This is a genomic window from Hyalangium gracile (assembly GCF_020103725.1).
In the GTDB taxonomy this organism is placed as follows: domain Bacteria; phylum Myxococcota; class Myxococcia; order Myxococcales; family Myxococcaceae; genus Hyalangium; species Hyalangium gracile.
The window spans coordinates 450,555-470,393 of record NZ_JAHXBG010000002.1 but is presented as its reverse complement, the minus strand read 5'-3'; the positions used below and the strand labels follow the sequence as shown (position 1 = coordinate 470,393).

Here is a 19,839-nt window from a genome sequence, read left to right as displayed (position 1 = left end):
GTGAACCTCCCCACCCAGATGATGTCCCTGGGACGATGGATGAGTCGGTGGGGCGCGCTGCTCGCCCTGGCCCTGGCGCTGACTTCGCAGGTGGCGCTGGCCCAGAAGGCCAGCAAGCCGCGCGTGGTGGTCCTCGACTTCGAGGGTGACCGCCGCGGCGCGCTGCGCACTCAGGTGGAGTCGGGCCTCAAGAAGGGCAAGCAGGTGGAGCTCGTCCCGCTCAAGCGGTACATGAGCGCCGCCGGCAAGGTGGGCCTGAAGGGCGCTGCGGCTCGCATGCCCGAGGGAGTGGCGCAGGTGGCCCCCGGGCTCGAGGTCGACGCCGTGGTGATCGCGACGGCCGGGCGCACCCTCAACGTCCAGGTGCTGGGCGCCGACGGCAGCGAGCTGTGGACCAAGAACGTGAAGCTCCAGCGCGGGAAGATGTCCGCGAGCGAGGCGCGCCGGCTGGTTGCGGGCATCGCCACCACGGCCGCCAGGCCGCCTCCGGCCGTGGCTCCGCCGCCCACCGAGCCCGCGCAGCCCGCCACGCCGGAGCCCGCTCCGCCGCCCACGGCCACGCCGACGACGCCCGCTCCCGACGCCACGGCCGCGAAGCCTCCGGCCACGGAGCCGCCTCCGGCGGAGACGAAGCCGCCGGCCACGCCGCCCGCGACGCCGCCCGCCGCGACGGGCTCCACTGAGACGCCCGCGGACTCGACGGCCGCGAAGCCGCCCGCCGATCCGCTGGAGGTCCCCAAGTCCCTGGATGACGAGTCCCACACCTCCACGCAGCCGTTCGACGAGTACGCCACGCGCACCGAGCTGGAGGCCAAGGATCGGCACCGGCACCCGCCCATCGTCCACCTGTTCCTGGGCGGGACGACCACGTGGCGGACCTACTGCGCGCGGCCGGGGGTGTCCTCCTGCGGCGAGTTCGACAGCCGCCCCGAGGAGAACCAGGTGGGCGACACGATCGACTTCAAGTCCGGCGTGCCCTACCTGGGGCTGACGGGCCAGCTCGAGGTGCTGCCGCTGGCGCGCTCCGGCAAGCCCTGGCGCGGCCTGGGCCTGGTGGCGGGCTACCAGCGCGGCTACTCGGAGACGCGGGTGAAGGTGACGACGGAGACGGGCGAGACGCCCACGCGCAGCGTGGTGGCCACCGACTCGGTCATCACCGGCATGCTCCTGTACCGCTACTACTTCAACATGGGCACCGAGTCGCACCCGAGGCTCGGCTACGCCGGCTTCCGGGGCGGCATGCTGAGCCGGGCCTTCGAGGTGGATCAGCAGGCGCGGGCGCCGCTGACGGGCTCGCACCGGCTGCACCCGTCCGCGGGGCTGGAGTTCTCCGTGCCGCTGCGCCACTGGCTGCGCCTGGAGGGGGGTGGGCAGTTCTTCATCGGCCCCAAGGCCGGCCAGAGCCTCACCGCCGACGACGGCGAGCTGGAGCTGGAGGTGAGGGATCTCGGCGCGGAGGTGTCCAGCTCGGGCTGGTTCGCGGAAGTAGGGCTCGCCGGTGAGCTCTGGGGCCCGCTGGGCTACTCGGTGCGAGGCCGGTACACGACGGTGAAGGACACCTTCACCGGGGCCGGCGCGCGGTTCGGCTGGGGCGAGGGCGGCGTGGCCTCCGAGCAGCACATCGACATCCGCTGGGGGCTGACGGCTTCGTACTGAGCCGGGCACGCGGGGCCGGGACGGGAGGTTCCCCTTCAGGGGGATTGGCAGGGCACCCGCCTTTTTAGGTAGTGTCTTGCCATGCCTACCCGACTCTTCGAGTCCCGTCGTTCCAAGCGCCCGCGCGCTTTTCCAGGGCTGCTCCTCCTGCTCACACTCGCCCTGTCCGCGTGCGCCACGATGCTGCCCGAGCGCGGCAAGGTGGTGATGCGGGACGTGAACTTCCCCCTGAGGGACTTCCGCCTGCCGTCGGGCCTGCGGGTCGTCGTCGAGGAGGATCGGCGCTCACCCGTGGTGGCGTTGGTGGCGCTGGTGGGGAGCGGCAGCTCCAGCGATCCCGCGGGCAAGGAGGGCCTGGCTCACGTCGTGGAGCACCTGGCCTTCCGGGCGCGCCATGGGGGCAGCGCCTCGGTGTGGACACGGCTGGAGCGGATGGGCGCGGGTCGGTTCAACGCCGCCACCAGCCTGGACCACACCCTCTACCAGACGCTCGTCCCGCGCGAGGCGCTGACCGAGATGCTCCAGCTCGAGGCTCAGCGGCTGGCTGCTCCGCTCGCAGGCGTCACCGAGGAGGTGTTCGCCGTGGAGCGCGAGGTGGTGCGCAACGAGCTGCGCCAGAGCAACGAGACGGGCTATTTCGGTCAGATCTTCCACTGGGTGCAGGAAGCATCCTTCCCCGCCGGGCATCCCTATGCGCGGCCGGTCATCGGCAGCCATGAGTCGCTCTCGCGGCTCAGCCTGGCGGATGCCCAGCGCTTCGTGCGCAAGCACTACCAGCCGGAGAACGTGACCCTGGTCATCACCGGGGACGTGGATCTGGCCGCCATGGATGCCATGCTGAAGGAGCGGCTGCCCGAGGCCTGGCATGGCAGCGGCCTGCCGCTGGCGGTGAGCCCCCGGCTGGCACAGCCGGCGCCCGAGCCTCCCCTGGCACCCGCGGCCCCGAAGCTGGTGTCTCACGAGGCCGCGGTTCCTTCTCCCGAGCTGTACCTGAGCTGGGTGCTGCCGCGCGGCTTCGACGAGGAGAGCGCGTTGCAGGCGTTCATGCGCTCCAGCCTCGAGTCCGAGCTGGGCCGCGCGATGATGACCGACGGCGACATCGCGGGCTTCAGCACTGGGGTGGTGTCCGGGACACGGGCCTCGTTGCTGATCGTTCGCGTGGTGCTCATCACCGGAGCCCATCCGGAGAAGTCGGCCGAGGCGATGCTGGATCAGGTGTTCGGGGTGTGGGACTCGACAGGCGGGGCGGGCGACGCGCTCGCGCAGACGTTCGCCTACCAGCGGTTGCACCGCAGCGCCGTGATGGGCATGGCGCTGGATGCAGAGGATCTCCTGGAGCGCGCCCTGAGCCGGGCGGAGCTCACCCACTTCACCCTGGACGCTCGGTCCTATGGCCGTACCCAGGCCGCGCTGGCGTCGATCGGTTCCTCCAAGATGACCGAGTATGCCTATCACTGGCTGCAGCGAGACCGGGCCCGCATGATCCTGGTGAAGCCGGGAGCGAACGGGGTGGCGGCGCTCTCGTCCATCGCGGGGCTGCCTCCGGATGAGGCGGAGGTGGAGGGGCCGAAGGGGCCGCTGCCCGCGGCGCTCTCGAGCCCCGCGCAGATCACCTCGGTGCGCCTGGCCAACGGCATGGAGGTGCTGCTGGCGCCGCGGCCTGGCATGCCCCTGGTCAGCGTCGGAGTGGCGCTGGGCGGCGGCGAGGCGATCGGAAAGCGTGGGGTGGCGGAGCTGGCCGAGTGGGTCTCCTTCCCCAGGTCGGACTTCCAAGGAGGGCCGGGGGACTACGGCCTGCGCAGCTCCCGGGTGCTCTACCGCGATCACCTGCGCTACAGGCTTCAGGGCGCGGCGGGCAACGTGGGCAACATCCTGGCGATCCTCTCGGAGCGGCTGTCCAGCATGGTCACCGAGTACGCCGTGCTGCGCTTCTACCATGAGAACGTGCTGCCCTGGCGCAAGGCCTTGGATTCGTATCCAGAGGAGAAGGCCCAGCGAGCGCTGCAGCGGGCGCTCTACGGCGCGCACCCCTATGGCCAGGTCGCCTCGAGCGAGGAGATGGGCCAGGTGACACAGTCGGACGTCGAGGACTGGCTCGCGCAGGTGCACCGCCCCGCGAACGCGGTGGTGGTGATCTCCGGCGAGTTCGAGCCGCAGCAGGTGATGCCGCTGGTGCACCACTACCTCGGTGGGTGGGGGGGCAGGGGCGGCGCGGTGGAGTCCCCATCGTTCCCTCCCCTGGGGGCGCCCTCTGCGCGGCCGGAGCTGCTCATCACCCCGCGCCCTGGCGCGACGCAGGGGCACCTGCAGCTGGCCTGCCGGCTGCCAGAGGTGACGCCCGAGGCCGGGGCGCGGTATGCGCTGATGGCCGCCGTGCTGCGCCGGCACCTGTGGCATGAGGTCCGCGAGCAGATGGGCGCCACCTACGGCTTCCACACCCAGGTGTCGATGGCTCGCGGCGGCGCGGCCCACCTGTTGCTGGAGGGAGTTGTGGACGCGCCCCAGCTGGGAGCCACGATGACGGCGGTGCGCTCGGCGCTGCTGACATATGCCAGGGATGGGGTGCCAGCGGCGGAGCTGGAGAGCGCTCGGAGCGGGCTGCTGGCGGAGCAGGCCGTGGGGTTGACGACGTCTGGGGCCTGGGTGAACGCCTTGCTGAACGCGCGGGTGCTGGGCTGGGATGTGGCGGCCGTCACGGGCCGTCCGGCGCTGCTCCAGGCGGTGAGCGAGGCGGAGCTGCGGAAGGAGTTCGCTGGCTGCGCCGAGCGGCTGGTGGTGGGCGTCATCGGCGATGAGGGTCAGGCTCGGGCCGCGGCCCAGGCCGCCTTCCCGTGATCGTCCCGCGCGGGGGCACGAGGCGCTGAGCGCGAGGGTGCCGCTCAGCTCTCGGCGCCCGAGGGAGGCGCACCGGGCTCGGGCTGCTCGCGGGCCAGCTCCGCCCGGAAGAAGGCGCTGCCCTCGGCCAGCTTGCGCATGTAGGGCCGCACGTCCTCACGGGCCTCGGGAGACAGCTTCGCGAAGGGCGTCACGTGCTCGTCCGGCACGTAGCGGAAGGTGAGGTTCACGCGCCGGGTCTGGAAGTCCGGCAGCTCGGGCGGCAGCACGTGGCCCGCGCGGGTGTCCACCCGCTGCACCCGGTGGAAGGTCTGCTCCTTCCACTGCGCGCCGCCGAAGAGCTCCAGCGCCCCATCGTCGAGCCACTGCTCGAGCACCACCGCGTCCCGCTCGCCGGGCCGGGTGGAGGTGACGAACTGGATGAGGGCGCGCTCGCCCAGCGAGAGCGAGGCCACCGGGCCAGGCTCGAAGTCCTTGTGCTCGCCCACGCGGGCGGTGTCCACCCAGCGCCCGTCCTCCAGGCGGTTGCCGTAGAAGTTCACCAGGCAGGTGTTGAGGTGCCAGCGCGGGGGCATGTCCGGCCCCCGGAACATCCGCCGCGCCAGCGCCTCGATCTTCTCCACCTGGCGCTGGAGCACCGGCGGGAAGGGCTCGGCCTTCACGCAGCGGTTGTGCACGCCCTTGGGTGGCCGGTAGTAGTCGAGGCAGGCGAACTGCCAGTTGCCCAGCCAGTACACCGGGCGGAGGAGCCGGCGCTGCGTCTGCCCGGGCGGGGGAGGGAAGTGCTTGGAGTAGCGCTCCTCCCACAGTGGCTTCAGGGTGCCGAGCCAGGAGAGGATCTCGGCGCGGTCGGCGGCCGAGAGGAAGCTGCCGTTGTAGTGGTGGCCTGGTGTGCGCTGGCGGGCCTTGAGGGCGAGAGCGCGACCGGGACGGCGGGGAGGGGCCATGACCCGAGCCCATTACCACAGCGGCCGTGGACGGAGGACGGGACCCGAGCCTATGGTGGCTGCCCGACGGGGCCTGCTCCGCTGGGAGGCAGGGGGCGGGCTCTGGGAGCGCCATGGGACCGACGGAAGGCTGTGTCTATGTGAACGGGGCGTTCGTCGCGCCCGCCCAGGCCACCGTCCCGGCGTTCGACCATGGCTACCTCTATGGGGACGGGCTCTTCGAGACCCTGCGCACCTATGGCGGTGTGCCCTTCCGGCTGGAGGAGCACCTGGCGCGGCTGGAGGAAGGGCTCTCAGCGCTGGCCATCCGAGGTGCTCCCGCGAGGCCCGTGCTGCACGAGCGGGTGCTGGAGACGCTGGCCCGCGCGCGGCTGCCCGAGGCCTATCTGCGCATCACGGTGACGCGAGGGGTGGGCACTCGCGGGCTGGATCCGGCGGGCTGTGACACGCCGACGGTGCTGATCGCCGCGCTGCCGCTGCGGACCTATCCCGAGGCCTGGTACGTGGAGGGTGTCTCCGCCACGGTGCTCTGGGCCCGGCCGACGCAGGTGCATCCTCCGCCCACGCTCAAGACGACCAGCTACCAGCACACGGTGGTGGCGCGCATGGAGCTGCCCCGCCGCGAGGCCCAGGAGGGGTTCTTCGTCGACGGAGCGGGCCACGTCACCGAGGGCACGGTCTCCAACGTGTTCGCGGTGGTGGATGGCGCCCTGGTGACGCCGCCCAGGACGGTGTGCCTCCCGGGCATCACGCGGGCGGAGGTGCTCGCGATCGCGCGCGCGTCCGGCCTGCCTGTGGCGGAGGAGCCGCTCCCCGTCGGAAAGCTCTCGGCGGCCGAGGAGGTCTTCGTCACCAGCTCGCTGGCGGAGCTGCTGCCCGTGGTCCGCATCGACCAGGCCACGATTGGGGCGGGCAGGCCCGGGCCCGTGTACCAGCGGCTGCACGGCCTCTACCGCCAGCGCACCGTCGGCCCGCTCTCTCCGGGAGGTCCGGGATGAGCTCGCGCGAGCCGCTCCAGCGCAGCCTGCGAGTGCACAGGCTCTCCACGGCCCTCACGCCGTATGAGGCGCTGCCCGGCTTCTCCGACCAGTCGTACCTGTGCCTGCTGGAGACTCCGGGGCGCTCCTCTGGCCGGGGGCGGTACTCGTTCCTGTGCGCCAACCCCTTCCTCATCTTCCAGGCCCAGGGCACCACGAGCCGGGCCGGGCCGCCAGGCGATCTCCAGACGCTGCCGGGCGAGCCGTCCGAGGAGCTGAGGGCGCTGCTGGCGCGCTACCGCTCCCCGTCGCCGCAGTGGACCGCCGGGCTCCCGCCGTTCCTCGGGGGCGCCGTGGGCTACCTGGGCTACGAGCTGCTCCACTCGCACGAGGGCATTCCGGCTCCCGGGAAAGCCAACCTGGCGCTGCCGGATGCCTGCCTGATGTTCTGCGGCGCCGTGCTGGCCACCGACCATCAGGAGGGCACGAGCTGGGTGCTCGCCAGCGGCTTCGGCGCCACCCACGCCGAGGCCTCGCGAAGGGCCGACCTGGAGCTGGAGGACATGCTGCGGCGCCTGGCCTCGGTGCCCGCGGCGGCGTCCCGTCCCGGCGCGGCCGAGTACATCCAGCGGCGCAAGGCCCGGCTGGCCCTCCGTCCCCGGCTGCTGGAGCCCCACCTCGCGGAGCGCGGAGTCCGCCCCTCCATCGACCGCACGCGCTACCTGGAGTCGGTCTACGAGGTGCTGGAGCACATCGCCGCCGGTGACGTCTTCGAGGTCTGCCTGACGCAGCGCTTCGACGCGGAGCACTCGGGCTCGGGAGAGACGCTGTACGGCATCCTCCGCGCCGTCCACGAAGCGCCGATGGCCGCGTACGTGCGCCTCCCCGAGGGCGAGGTCCTCTCGGCCTCGCCGGAGCGGTTCCTCTCCCTGGATCGGGCGCGTCAGGTGGAGACACACCCCATCAAGGGCACCAGGCCACGAGGCAGCACCCCCGAGGAGGATGCGGCGCTCCGAGCGGATCTCGAGCTCAACGAGAAGGATCGCGCCGAGAACCTGATGATCGTCGATCTGGCGCGCAACGATCTGGGCCGGGTCTGCGAGTTCGGCACGGTCCGGGTGCCCCGCCTCTGCCAGGTGGAGACGTTCCCCATGACGCACCAGCTCGTCTCCACGGTGCACGGGCGCCTGCGCCCCGAGCTGGACGCGGTGGACCTGCTGCGCGCGGCGTTCCCCGGAGGCTCCATGACGGGCGCGCCGAAGATCGAGGCGATGAAGCTCATCTCCCGACTGGAGCCCTCCCGGCGAGGCGTGTACTCGGGGAGCATCGGCTACTTCGACTTCGATGGAGCCATGGATCTCAGCATCGTCATCCGCACGGTGCTCAAGCAGGGCTCGCGCGTCAGCTTCCACACGGGTGGGGCCATCGTCGCGGACTCGATCCCCGAGGACGAGTACCAGGAGACGCTCGACAAGGCACATGGGCTGGTGCTGGCCCTGGAGATCGCCGATGAGCGCTGACCCGAGGCCGCGGATCGTCCTCATCGATAACTACGACTCGTTCGTCTACAACCTGTACCAGTCCCTGGGGGAGCTGACGGGCGTCGAGGCGAAGGTGGTGCGCAACGACCGCACCAGCGTCGAGGCCATCGCCCGCGAGAACCCAACGCACCTCGTCATCTCTCCCGGGCCCGGCAACCCCGAGGAGCCGGGCTGGTTCGGGATCTGCCGCGACGTCATCCTCACGCTGGGCCGGACGACGCCGCTGCTGGGTGTCTGTCTGGGCCACCAGGGCATTGGCGTGGCCTTCGGCGGCCGGGTCGTCCGGGCGCCCCGGGTGATGCACGGCAAGACGAGCCGCATCCGCCACGAGGGCGAGGGCCTCTTCGCGGGCCTGGAGAGCCCGCTGGAGGTGATGCGCTACCACTCGCTGGTGATCGATCCGGCCTCGCTGCCGGCCTCGCTCCGGGTGACGGCCGCCACGGACGAGGGGCTCATCATGGGCGTGGCCCACACGCGGTTCCCCATCTTCGGGGTCCAGTTCCATCCCGAGTCCATCGGGACGCGGAGCGGCCAGCGGCTGCTGCGGAACTTCCTGGAGTGGCGCCGGGTGCCGGCCTGAGCGAGGGCCGGCGCGGGGGCGTGCGCGGACCCGGCCTTCCGGCCTACCCTATGCGGTGCATGGATCCCGCCCCGCTCATCGTCATCGCCGCCGTGGCCATCTTCAGCGTCGCGATCTTCCAGGTCTACTCCCAGGGCCAGAAGCGGCAGTCCACCTGGAAGACGCTGGCCGAGCAGCTCGGGCTCACGCACGAGGGCAGTGTCATCCGGGGAGAGTACGCGGGGCTGCGCGTGCGCATCGCCATGGAGACGCATCGCAACCCGGATGGCTACGGCCAGTTCTGCGTGGTGCGCGCGGAGGTGCCCGCGAAGCTGCCAGAGGGCTTCGTCGCCGCGCCGCGCCGCTGGACGACGGGGCTCGACCGCATGCTCGCGGACAACACCTTCACCCCGACCGATCCCGCCCTGAAGGAGTGCTACATCTTCCAGAGCGACCGCCCCCAGGAAGGGCAGGCCCTGGTCGAGGAGCCCCAGGCCCAGCAGGCCCTCCTCTCGCTCTACAACCCCAAGCGGGTCGGCTTCGTGGAGAAGAACCGGGCGCACGTGGCGTACTTCGGCTTCTCGGACGACGCCCAGGAGATCCGCGGCGCGCTGGAGGATGTGACGAAGGCGGCTCGCACCCTCGCGGCGGTGCGGGAGCGGCTCGCGCCCGGAGCCTGAGCCGGCTCAAAACCGGGTGGGGGCCTTGGGCTCCGAGGCCGGGGGGCGGGCGCACGCCGCGGCGCGCTCGAGCAGCAGCCCCCGCTCACGCTCGTTGCGCGTGAGCGACGCCGCGCGCTCGAACTCCTTGCGGGCCTCGTCGAAGCGGCCGAGCTTCCAGAGCAGGTCGCCCCGGACGCTCGGCAGGAAGTGGTAGTTGCGCAGCAGGGGCTCCGAGGCCAGCGCATCGATGACCTGGAGGCCTGCCTCCGGGCCGAACGCCATCGAGATGGCCACCCCGCGGTTCAGCTCCACGACAGGGGAGGGGACCACCTCGCCGAGCTGCTCGTAGAGCGCCGCGATGCGCGCCCAGTCCGTCTCCTCGGCGGTCCGCGCGCGGGCGTGACAGGCGGCGATCGCGGCCTGCAGCGCGTAGGGGCCCTGCTCGCCCCCTAACGCCCGGACCCGATCGAGCGCCGCGAGCCCTCGCTGGATGAGGAGGCGATCCCACCGCGCGCGGTTCTGCTCGAGCAGCAGGATGGGCTCTCCCGACGGACCGAGCCGCGCCTTCGAGCGCGAGGCCTGGATCTCCATCAGCGCCACCAGGCCGTGCACCTCGGGCTCCTTGGGCACCAGCCCTGCCAGGATGCGGCCCAGCCGGAGCGCGTCCTCGCACAGCCCCGGCCGCAGCCAGTCGTCGCCCGTCGTCGCCGAGTAGCCCTCGTTGAAGATGAGGTAGATGACCTGGAGCACCGAGGCCAGCCGCTCCTCGAGCTCGTCGGCGCGCGGGACCTCGAAGGGGACGCGGGCCTCGGCGAGGGTCCGCTTGGCCCGGACGATGCGCTGAGCGACGGTGGGCTCGGGCACGAGGTACGCGCGAGCGATCTCCTCGGTCGTCAGGCCTCCGAGCAGGCGCAGCGTGAGCGCCACGCGCGCCTCGGTGGAGAGCACCGGATGGCACGCGGTGAACACCAGGCGCAGCAGGTCGTCGCCCACGTCATCATCGAGCGCGGCATCGAGATCCGGAGTGGCCTGCGCCTGTCGGGCCTCGAGCTCGTGACCGAGCTCCTCGTGCTTGCGCTCGAGCCGCTTGCCGCGCCGAAGCTCGTCGATGGCGCGCCGCTTCGCGATGGCCATGAGCCAGGCGCCGGGCTTGTCCGGGACGCCCGACTTCGGCCACTGCTCGAGCGCGGCGAGGAGCGCGTCCTGCGCGAACTCCTCGGCCAGGCCCACGTCGCGCACCATCCGCGCCAGGCCGGCGATGAGCCGGGCGGACTCGATTCTCCAGACCGCGTGGATCGCTCGGTGCGTGTCGGAAGCCGTCACGGCCTCCGACTAGAGCACTTCCTCCGTCAGCGCAAGGCCGAGGCGGGGCCTACCGGCGCTGCGAGTCAAGGACCTTACGCAGCTCCTCCTCCTTCTTGCGGAGCTCGCCCGAGGGATCGCTCTCGGCGAAGTCCTCCGTCTCGAACACCTGGCGGATCTCGATCTCGGAGTCCTCGAGCATGGGGTTGGGGCAGCGCTTGACCCACTCGATGGCCTCTTCCTTCGACTTCACCTGGAAGATCCAGAAGCCGGCGATGAGCTCCTTGGTCTCGGCGAAGGGCCCGTCGATGACGGTGCGCTGGGTGCCCGAGAACCGGACGCGGGCGCCCTTGGAGCTGGGGTGGAGCCCCTCGCCCGCGAGCAGCACGCCGGCCTTCACCAGCTCCTCGTTGTACCTGCCCATCTCGGCCATGAGCTGCTCGCTGGGCATGACGCCCGTCTCGGAGTCCTTCGTGGCCTTCACCAGGATCATGAATCGCATGGTCGTTCCTCCTCTTGGGGTTGAGTGCCGGGCGGCTGTGAGCCGCGCTCTACCATTGCGTCGACCGGGGGTCGGCGAGATCGACACGGCATTTTTTTTCTTTTTCACTACCGCCAAGTGCCTGGAATCCCTCAAATGGAATCCTGCTAATTCGTGTTTTGCGGCTTGACGGCCTGGAGCGCCCTGTGATCCTCTCCGCCGCCATGCACACGACCCGAACGAGCCTGTCGATGCCACGAGGAATCGGAATCTGGGGAGTGCTCGCCATCGCGCTGGCGAGCCTCTGCTGGCCAGCGCGGGCCCAGGCGCAGAGCTGGTCGCTGACCCAGGCCCAGCGCCAGGCCTACCTCCACTACTACGCGCCCATCGTCTTCAAGCGCGCCAACGCGGACAGCAGCCGTCATGGGTACGACTGGATCACGAACTTCAACTTCGACCAGGACGGCGACTTCTCGAACAACAAGCTGAACTGGAAGAACATCGACGACTACATCAATGCCTCGCGCGTCGGGCCCAGCGCCTACGAGCGCTGGAGCATCCGTCCCACGCTCTACACGTCGCTCATCGAGTTCATGGACGGAGGCAAGAACCTCGTCCTCATCTACCACATCTATCACGCGCTCGATAAGAACGCCGCCGGCGACTACCAGCTGCACGACTGGGAGCGCGTGGAGATGCTCGTGAAGAACGTGGTCGGCTCTCCGGGCAGCGGGGAGTATGTCGCGCACGCCGTGGTGACCCAGCACAAGCGCAACGTCATCCGCCACTATGGGCACGCGGATCTGAACTTCATGCAGACCGCCACCGGCAACCACCTGATGATCTGGCAGGCCGAGTGGTCGGACAAGCTGCTGGCGGCGCACGGGCAGGAGCTGCGGTTCGTCACCAACCCGGCCTCCTGGGTGTCGAGCCAGATGGCGGCCAACGCCAAGGCCGAGACCGGCGTGAACAACGATGGGAAGAAGAACGTGCACTACGCGTTCGTGCCGCAGGGCTCGCCCGCCGCGGTCTCGACGTTCGGCGCGCGGGCCATCACCTACGCGACGGCGGACCAGCTCGCGAGCCGCTCCGACAACGGCAGCTCCGTCTCCTGGGCCAACGTCAAGCGCGTCACCTACGAGCTGCAGGATCTCGCGGACATCGTGCCCACCCACTGGCAGTACGGCGGCTACCAGACGCACTGGCTGAGCACGGATCCTCGCGACTTCTTCCTCGAGAGCCCGGTCCTCGACGAGGCGGGGCAGGCCGAGGTCAGCCCGGGGATGCAGCGCTTCTTCGCCGTCACGCGGGACATCGAGAACGAGGACGAGCGCGAGGGCTATCTCCACAAGAAGTGGTTCTTCGGCACCTACGAGCTGAACTCCAGCGCCTCGGACACGGGCGGTGGGGGCTCCAGCGTCTTCCATGACAGGTCGTGGGCGGGCACGGTGGCGGACTCCCGCGGGCAGACCCGCGCGAGCGCGAGCGGCTACCCCAGCTCGCTGTCCACCTGGTGGTGGCAGCACGACTACTTCGTCCACTCCGGCACCGTCGACTCCACCGACGGGGTGGAGGCGGGCTTCTGGCTGCCCGGCCAGTGGTACCACCCGGCGAACGGTGGCTTCGACGGCCGCTGGGTGCAGCTCTTCCCGGACTGACGCCGCGCGGCCACGGTGGGGTTAGACTTCCATCACCTTGGAGGTCTGCCCATGTGCCGGAACATCAAGACGCTCTTCAACTTCGAGCCCCCCGCGACCGATGACGAGGTCCGCGCGGCCTCCCTGCAGTTCGTGCGCAAGCTGAGCGGGTTCAACGCGCCCTCCAAGCTGAACGAGGCCGCCTTCAACCGGGCGGTCGAGGAGGTCACCGAGGTCGCCCGGCGGTTGATCGACTCGCTGGTGACCACCGCGCCGCCGCGAGATCGCGACACGGAAGCCATGAAGGCGAAGCTGCGCTCGGCCAGGCGGTTCGAGCGCGTCTGAGCCACCTCCCTCCGAGCGCCTGAGCCCTCGCTCGTCCGCTGAGACGGCTCGCGGTGTGTCGTGTCGTGGATGCGTCATCCTTGAAAGTCGACGCATCGCGCGCCATATTGCCGGCCCGTTCAAGCGAGGCTCGCGTGTCCCTTCGGAAACCACCGCACTTTCACGTCGCCATCGCGGGCAGCGGCTTCGCGGGGCTCGGGATGGCCATCCGGCTCAAGCAGCGAGGCATCCAGGACTTCGTCATCCTCGAGCGCGCCGAGGACGTGGGCGGTGTCTGGCGCGACAACACGTACCCGGGCTGCGCGTGCGACGTGCAGTCCCACCTCTATTCGTTCTCGTTCGCGCCGAACCCGGGCTGGTCCCGCTCCTACTCACCCCAGGCGGAGATCCGCGAGTACCTGCGGGACTGCGCCGACCGGTTCGGCATCCGGCCGCACATCCGGTTCGGGCACTCGGTCCAGGAGGCGCGGTGGGAGGACGGGCTGCAGCGCTGGTACCTCGAGACGTCGCAGGGGCCCTTCACCGCGGATGCCTTCGTCTTCGCCATGGGCGCCCTGAGCGAGCCGGCCATGCCGAAGCTGCCGGGCCTGGAGAAGTTCCAGGGCAAGCTGATGCACTCGGCGCGGTGGGACTCCGCATACGAGCTGTCTGGCCGCGAGGTGGCCGTGATCGGCACCGGGGCCTCCGCCATCCAGTTCGTCCCGGAGATCCAGAAGAAGGTCGGCAAGCTGGTCCTCTTCCAGCGCACCCCGCCGTGGATCCTGCCGCGAGGAGACCAGGCGATCAGCGAGCGGAGGAGGCGGCTGTACCGGAAGCTGCCCGGCGCGCAGCTGCTGGCCCGGTGGCTCATCTATTTGAGCGGCGAGCTGCTGGCGATCGGGTTCATGTACCCGTGGCTGATGCGGCTCGTCCAGCGGCAGGCGCTGCGGCACCTGGAGCGGTCGGTGCCCGATCCGGCGCTGCGCGCGAAGCTCATCCCGAGCTACACGATGGGCTGCAAGCGCATCCTCTTGTCGGACGACTACCTCCCGGCCCTCACGCAGCCGAATGTCACGGTCATCACCGAGCCGATCCGCGAGGTGCGAGAGCGCTCCGTCATCACCGCGGATGGCACCGAGCACGCGGTGGACGCGCTCATCTGCGGCACCGGCTTCCAGGTGACGGACCTGCCCATGACGCACCACATCCGGGGGAGGGACGGGCGCACGCTGGCGGAGACGTGGGGCGGCACCATGAAGGCCCACCTGGGCACGACGGTGAGCGGGTTCCCCAACTTCTTCATGCTCCAGGGGCCCAACACGGGGCTGGGCCACACGTCGGTGATCCTGATGATCGAGAGCCAGATCGAGCACACGCTGGGCGCGCTGCGCTACCTGGACGCGCGCCAGCTGGCCGCGGTGGAGCCGGTGCCCGAGGTCCAGGAGCGCTTCGTCCAGGACGTGGATCAACGGATGCGCGGCACGGTGTGGACGCAGGGTGGGTGCTCGAGCTGGTACCTGGACGCCACCGGGCGGAACTCCACGCTGTGGCCGGGGTTCACCTTCACGTTCAAGTACCGCGTGGAGCACTTCGATCCCGCGGATTACGTCTCCATGGCTCGCCGAGCTCTCGCGGACACGGCGAGCCGGGAGCGGCCCCGGGAGGTGGCTCATGCATGACGGACCTTTGACGTTCCGGGAGCGGCTCGAGCACCGCTTCGCGCGGACCCTGCTGCGCCTGCCGCCGCGCCTCCAGCTCCTCCTGTCCGGCAAGGAGCAGGTGACGCGGGACGGACTGCGGCTTCACCCCGAGATGCAGCTGCTGCTCTCGCTGCGTGAGCGCCTGGGAGCCGTGTCCATGTCCTCGCTGTCCCCGGACGTGGGGCGCCGCCGCATGCGCCGCGAGGCGATGGTGCACGCCGGGGAGCCCGTCGAGGTGGGCACGGTGCGGGATCTCGTGGTGGAGACGCCGCACGGCCCCGTCAAGGCTCGCCACTACGCTCCGGCGAAGGGGGCAGGGCGGCCGCTGCTCGTGTTCCTGCACGGGGGCGGCTTCGTCCTGTGCGATCTGGACACGCACGATGGCACCTGCCGGATGCTGTGCCGCCATGCCGATGTGCACATCCTGTCCATCGAGTACCGGCTTGCTCCCGAGCACCCCTTTCCCGCGGCGCTGGAGGATGCGAAGGCCGCCTTTCTCTGGGCGTGCGCGAACGCCGAGGCGCTGGGCGCGGACCCGGCGCGGGTGGCCATCGGAGGGGACAGCGCGGGCGGCAACCTGGCCGCCGCGGTGTCGCAGCTCTGCGTTCGAGAGGGCCTTCGCGCTCCCTCGCTGCAGTTCCTGCTCTATCCGGCGTTGGACCGCACCGTGGACTGGCCGTCGATGCGGCACTTCGCGGAGGGCTTCTTCCTCACCCGGGCGGACATCCAGTGGTTCCAGCAGCACTACAGCGGCGGTCGGGTGGACTTCTCGGATCCGAAGATCTCTCCGCTGGTGAGTCGCGAGCTGTCCCGGCTGCCCCCCGCGCTGGTGGTCACGGCGGGGTTCGATCCGCTGCGCGATGAGGGCGAGGCGTATGTCGCGGCGCTCCAGAAGGCGGGGACGCCGGCCACGCTGCGCCGCTTCGATGGGCTGGTGCACGCCTTCGCCAACATGTGTGGCGTGAGCCAGGCCTGCCACGACGCGGTGGTGGAGATCTCCTCGACGCTGAGACGCATGTTGGACGCGCCCGCGAGTGAGCCGGCGCGAAGCGAGGTTCGGGCATGAAGTCGGTGAAGGGCAGGGTCGCGGCGATCACGGGGGCGGGCTCGGGGATTGGCCGGGCGACGGCGGTGCTGCTCGCGCGGCAGGGCTGCCATGTGGCCATCTCGGATGTGAACGAGCAGGGGCTCTCGGAGACGGCGGAGGCGTGCCGGGCCCGGGGCGTCCAGGTGCGGGCAACCCGGGTGGACGTCGCGGAGCGGGCGGCGGTGCACGCCTGGGCCGACGAGGTGGTGCGGGAGCTGGGCGCCGTCCACATCGTCATCAACAACGCGGGCGTGGCCCTGGGCGCCACCATCGAAGACACCCGGTACGAGGACTTCGAGTGGCTCATGAACATCAACTTCTGGGGCGTGGTGCATGGCACCAAGGCCTTCCTGCCGCACCTGCGGGCCGGGAGCGAGGGCCACATCGTCAACGTCTCCAGCGTCTTCGGCCTCATCAGCGTGCCGACGCAGGGGGCCTACAACGCCGCGAAGTTCGCGGTGAAGGGCTTCACGGAGGCGCTGCGCCAGGAGCTGGAGGTGGAGGGCAGCCCCATCGGCGTCACGTGCGTGCACCCGGGCGGCATCAAGACCAACATCGCCCGGAGCTCGCGGACCACCATTCGCCATGGCTGGGTGGATGAGAACTCGGCGGCGGAGTTCGAGAAGCTCTTCGCGACGACGCCGGAGCGGGCCGCGGAGGACATCCTGTCCGCCATCCTCAAGAACCGGCGGCGTCAGCTCATTGGCACGGACGCCAGGATCATCGATCTCATGCAGCGAGCGCTGCCCGCTCTCTATCAGCGCGTGCTGATCGCGGGTGCGAAGCGGCGGCGGACGAGGATGCTGGGGACCGCCCCATGAAGCGCTCGCGGGCCGTGAAGCGTCGGGCCACCGCCCAGCGCTCCGAGCTCCTGGAGCGTCACGCCGAGCGGCCGCAGCCGAGCGCCAGGGCCACGCCGCTGGCTCAGCGGCTGGACGCGCCCACGCGGGCCACGCCCCAGGATCTGTTCACGCTGGCGATGGACTGGTGGAACCGGGGCGAGCGCTTCGACATCGGGCGCATGGCGCAGGAGCTGGGCGTCAGTCGCGCCACGGTGTTCCGATGGGTGGGTACGCGCGAGCTGCTCTATGGAGAGGTGATCTCCAGCCAGTTCGAGGCCGTGCTGGCCCTGGCTCGGAGCGAGGCGCAGGGGGAGGGGCCCACGCTCGTCGCCGACATCATCCAGCGGCTCCTTCACCGGATCATGGCGGACGAGCCGCTGCGGCGGTTCGTCCAGCAGGACGCCGAGTACGCGATGCGCGTGCTGATGTCGAAGAGCAGCACGGTGGAGCAGCGCTGTGCCGCGAGCATCCGCTCGGCGCTGGAGTTCGGAGTGCAGGAGGGCCACATCCGGCCGGCGATGGAGCTGGACGCGCTGGCCTACGTGATCGTCCGCATCGGCGAGTCGTTCCTCTATCGCGATGCCATCACCGGCGATCCGCCCGATGTCGAGTCCGCGATCACCGCAATCCGCATCCTGGTGACCGCGGAGAAGTGAAGGCACAGGAGGGAGGAGCCCTGTGCGCGGACCGGTAGCGAACTGGTATGACAAGCAGACCAGTTCGGACCGAGCTCGCCCGACAGGAGGGTGGACCGGACACGGGGGACTCGGGCCCTGTGCCCGTTTCAGGTGGCGCGGACTCTGACGGCAATGCGCCGCATCTGGCGCCTGACCCACCATGCGAGGTAGGGTCATTCGCTGCCGACCTTGGAGGGCAGCCATGACTCTTCGCGACACTCGTCCGCATCCCACCATCGTCCCTGGTGTGGGGATAGGTCCCTGGGACGTCCGGGAGCGGCATGACAGGGGCTCCTTCGGGCTCATCTTTCGAGTCGAACGTGCTGGCCACCCCGACGCTGGTAGCTTTGCGCTGAAGCTGGCGCTGCACCCCGAAGATCCGCGCTTCACCCGCGAGGTGGCCCTGCTCCAGCGTGTGGTGCACCCCTCGGTGCCTCGCCTCGAGGATCGGGGTTGGTGGACGGGGGAGGAGGGGTTGCTGTTTCCCTATGTCGTCATGGAGTGGGTCCAGGGTGTGCCCCTGTACCAGTGGGCCCGGCAACAGACGCGCACGTCGGCAGAGGTGCTGCGGGTGCTGGCGCAGCTGGCGCGAGCCCTCGCGGTGGCGCATGCCGCCGATGGCCTGCATCGGGACGTCAAGGGCGACAACGTGCTCGTCACGGCCGAGGGACGCGCCGTCCTCCTGGACTGGGGCTGCGGCACCTACGCCGGGGCGAAGGAGCTGACGGACTCAGTCTTGCCTCCGGGCACCAGGAGCTACCGCACCCCTGAGGCCCACCGCTGGGGCTGGGCGCACCGCAAGACGAGCGAGCCTTATGAAGCCAGCCCTGAGGACGACATCTACGCGCTGGGGGTGACGGCCTACCGGATGTGCACCCAGACGTATCCGCCGGCTCCTGAGGAGGGATCCGGCCCGCAGCGCCGGGTGCTTCCGCCCAGCGACCTGGCCACGGTGAGCAGGGGCCTCGAGCGGCTCGTCCTGTCAGCGCTCTCCGAGGAGCGTGTCTCGCGCCCACCTGCAGAGGCGCTGGCCGTCGGCTTCTTGACAGCGGCCGGCGAGAAGGATGCCTCCAGGCCCATTGTTCCCACGCCTTCCGCAGCAAAGACGGAGCGTGCATCCAAGCCGGGCCCTCCGCCGGAGCTTGTCGTCCCCTGGTGGCTCACAGCTTCCGTCGCCGCCGTGGTGAGCGGGCTGGTGGTGCTGGTAGCGGTGAAGCCGGAGCCACCCTCCCAGTTGGAGCCCGGTTCCTTCCTACTGGAGCAGCGGCACTCGCCCGTTGCCGAGTCTGCTGATGCCGGTGTGGCGGATGAGGCGCTGTCCTCGGTGGCTGTGATCCCCCGAGAAGTCACCCCGTACTCGCCTGTTGGCATGCCTTTCCCGAAGACGCCTTATCCTGGACAGAAGAAGCCGCCGTGCGAACCCCGCTTCGAGCGGGAAGTGCTCGGTGTCTGCTGGTCGATCCTGAAAGCTGCTCCTCCCTGCGGTGAGAGTGCGTTCGACCGCGACGGGGAGTGCCTCCGCGCAGTCATCGTCCAGCCTCGCCAGCCCGCCTCGGAGCAACCCTGAGGGAGCGGGGGTGGGGTAGACTGTCCGCGGCAGGACACACCCATGGAACTGACGCAGGCGCAGTTGGAGCAGTATGAGCGTGAGGGCTTTCTCTTCCTCGAGCGGCTCTTCTCCGCCCGGGAGGTGGCTGCCCTCGATGAGATCATCCCGGAGCTGCTCGCCGTGCAGAACTTCTCCGGCCTGCGCCGGGACGAGGCCTCCGGCCACGTGCGGCGCATTCATGGCACGCACTTCTACTGCGAGCGGATCCGCCGGCTGGCTCGACACCCGCGCTTGCTCACTCCCTCGGAGCAGCTTCTGCGCGGCAGGGTGTACCTGCACCAGTCTCGCTTCATCCCCAAGTTCGGCCTGGCCGCGCCAGCGCAAGGCTTCCCCTGGCACCAGGACTTTCCCACCTGGCACGTGCGCGATGGCATGCCCGGGCCTCGCGCCGTCGTCGTCGCCGTCTTCATCGACGAGGTGACCGCCTACAACGGTCCCATCTTGATGATCCCTCGCTCCCACCGACTGGGAATGATGACGTGTGATGACGGCCCGGTCATGGAGGGCTACCGCCAGCTCACCGTGAGCCCCGAGCAGGTGACGGACCTCTACAACGCTGAAGGCCTGATCGCCCTGCAGGGCCCGCCCGGCTCGGTGCTCTTCATGCACAGCAACCTCGTCCACGCCTCCTCGGAGAACATCTCCCCGCTGCGCAGGGCCATGCACCAGCTCGTCTACAACTCCGTGGAGAATGCCTGCGCCAACCCCGTGCGCCCGGACGAGGACGCCGCCAGGGACTGCACTCCGCTCCACGTCCTCCCGGAGGACTGCCTGCTCACCCCCGCGAACGCGTGACGACGGCCGCAGCGTCCAGCGCGGCAAGGACAGCGCCCCCTGGGCCGGCGACACCGCGCCCAACGCATCAAGGTGGTGCCGCCAGCTCCAGCGAGAACACCGGGGATCGCTGCGTGAGCGTGGGCCTGCCCTTCGTCGGCTCCGCGCCGGAGGTGGGCGCCTCCGAGGACGGCCAGCCCGAGGGGCTCATCGGTGCGCCGTGAGCATG

17 protein-coding genes are annotated in these 19,839 nt (G+C 70.3%); 14 read left to right on the top strand and 3 right to left on the bottom strand.

Translation table 11 applies throughout. From position 1 onward, the window contains the following. Nucleotides 1-39: 39 nt before the first annotated feature. On the top strand, nt 40-1,656 hold the full coding sequence (locus KY572_RS05530) for a hypothetical protein (RefSeq protein ID WP_224241155.1): 1,617 nt from the start codon (nt 40-42) through the stop codon (nt 1,654-1,656). Between the two features lie 81 nt (nt 1,657-1,737). Then, nucleotides 1,738-4,491, top strand: coding sequence for a M16 family metallopeptidase (locus KY572_RS05525; protein WP_224241153.1), 2,754 nt, complete (start codon nt 1,738-1,740; stop codon nt 4,489-4,491). Nucleotides 4,492-4,535: 44 nt separating this feature from the next. Here the strand turns inward: KY572_RS05525 and KY572_RS05520 are convergent, their stop codons facing one another. Next, complete coding sequence (locus KY572_RS05520; RefSeq protein WP_224241151.1) at nt 4,536-5,438, bottom strand: alpha-ketoglutarate-dependent dioxygenase AlkB; 903 nt, start codon at nt 5,436-5,438, stop codon at nt 4,536-4,538. A 113-nt stretch (nt 5,439-5,551) separates the two neighbouring features. On the opposite strand from KY572_RS05520, the gene KY572_RS05515 reads away from it, so the two are divergent. Genes KY572_RS05515 through KY572_RS05500 form a run of 4 tightly spaced genes read left to right on the top strand, consistent with a single transcriptional unit; the run spans nt 5,552 to nt 9,195 of the window. Beyond that, nucleotides 5,552-6,436, top strand: coding sequence for an aminotransferase class IV (locus KY572_RS05515; protein WP_224241149.1), 885 nt, complete (start codon nt 5,552-5,554; stop codon nt 6,434-6,436). Next, entirely contained in the window at nt 6,433-7,935 is a 1,503-nt protein-coding gene (gene pabB / locus KY572_RS05510) for an aminodeoxychorismate synthase component I (protein WP_224241148.1), read from the top strand. Before KY572_RS05515 ends, pabB begins: the two co-directional genes overlap by 4 nt. Then, nucleotides 7,925-8,536: an anthranilate synthase component II gene (locus KY572_RS05505; protein WP_224241147.1), complete on the top strand. Its 612-nt coding sequence runs from the start codon at nt 7,925-7,927 to the stop codon at nt 8,534-8,536. Before pabB ends, KY572_RS05505 begins: the two co-directional genes overlap by 11 nt. Before the next feature lie 59 nt (nt 8,537-8,595). Then, complete coding sequence (locus tag KY572_RS05500) at nt 8,596-9,195, top strand: hypothetical protein (RefSeq protein ID WP_224241146.1); 600 nt, start codon at nt 8,596-8,598, stop codon at nt 9,193-9,195. Nucleotides 9,196-9,201: 6 nt separating this feature from the next. Here the strand turns inward: KY572_RS05500 and KY572_RS05495 are convergent, their stop codons facing one another. Both KY572_RS05495 and KY572_RS05490 read right to left on the bottom strand, forming a co-directional pair. Beyond that, nucleotides 9,202-10,500, bottom strand: coding sequence for an RNA polymerase sigma factor (locus KY572_RS05495; protein ID WP_224241145.1), 1,299 nt, complete (start codon nt 10,498-10,500; stop codon nt 9,202-9,204). A gap of 49 nt (nt 10,501-10,549) precedes the next feature. Next, nucleotides 10,550-10,981 (bottom strand): YciI family protein, encoded by a 432-nt coding sequence (locus tag KY572_RS05490; protein ID WP_224241144.1) that lies wholly within the window; start codon nt 10,979-10,981, stop codon nt 10,550-10,552. A gap of 230 nt (nt 10,982-11,211) precedes the next feature. On the opposite strand from KY572_RS05490, the gene KY572_RS05485 reads away from it, so the two are divergent. The 8 genes from KY572_RS05485 (at nt 11,212) to KY572_RS05450 (ending at nt 19,631) form a co-directional block, all read left to right on the top strand. After that, complete coding sequence (locus KY572_RS05485; RefSeq protein ID WP_224241143.1) at nt 11,212-12,618, top strand: hypothetical protein; 1,407 nt, start codon at nt 11,212-11,214, stop codon at nt 12,616-12,618. Between the two features lie 51 nt (nt 12,619-12,669). Beyond that, complete coding sequence (locus KY572_RS05480; RefSeq protein WP_224241142.1) at nt 12,670-12,942, top strand: DUF2277 domain-containing protein; 273 nt, start codon at nt 12,670-12,672, stop codon at nt 12,940-12,942. Between the two features lie 134 nt (nt 12,943-13,076). Then, a complete protein-coding gene (locus tag KY572_RS05475; RefSeq protein ID WP_224241140.1) occupies nt 13,077-14,600 on the top strand; it encodes a flavin-containing monooxygenase in 1,524 nt (507 codons plus the stop codon). Continuing rightward, nucleotides 14,593-15,687, top strand: a complete 1,095-nt coding sequence (locus tag KY572_RS05470) for an alpha/beta hydrolase (RefSeq protein ID WP_224241138.1) — start codon at nt 14,593-14,595, stop codon at nt 15,685-15,687. The genes KY572_RS05475 and KY572_RS05470 overlap by 8 nt, the downstream gene beginning before the upstream one ends. After that, nucleotides 15,684-16,529, top strand: a complete 846-nt coding sequence (locus KY572_RS05465) for an SDR family NAD(P)-dependent oxidoreductase (protein ID WP_224241136.1) — start codon at nt 15,684-15,686, stop codon at nt 16,527-16,529. Before KY572_RS05470 ends, KY572_RS05465 begins: the two co-directional genes overlap by 4 nt. Then, on the top strand, nt 16,526-17,206 hold the full coding sequence (locus KY572_RS05460) for a QsdR family transcriptional regulator (protein ID WP_224241135.1): 681 nt from the start codon (nt 16,526-16,528) through the stop codon (nt 17,204-17,206). Before KY572_RS05465 ends, KY572_RS05460 begins: the two co-directional genes overlap by 4 nt. Before the next feature lie 223 nt (nt 17,207-17,429). Then, nucleotides 17,430-18,794 (top strand): serine/threonine protein kinase, encoded by a 1,365-nt coding sequence (locus KY572_RS05455; RefSeq protein WP_224241134.1) that lies wholly within the window; start codon nt 17,430-17,432, stop codon nt 18,792-18,794. Between the two features lie 42 nt (nt 18,795-18,836). Continuing rightward, entirely contained in the window at nt 18,837-19,631 is a 795-nt protein-coding gene (locus KY572_RS05450; RefSeq protein WP_224241133.1) for a phytanoyl-CoA dioxygenase family protein, read from the top strand. Nucleotides 19,632-19,839 lie beyond the last annotated feature (208 nt).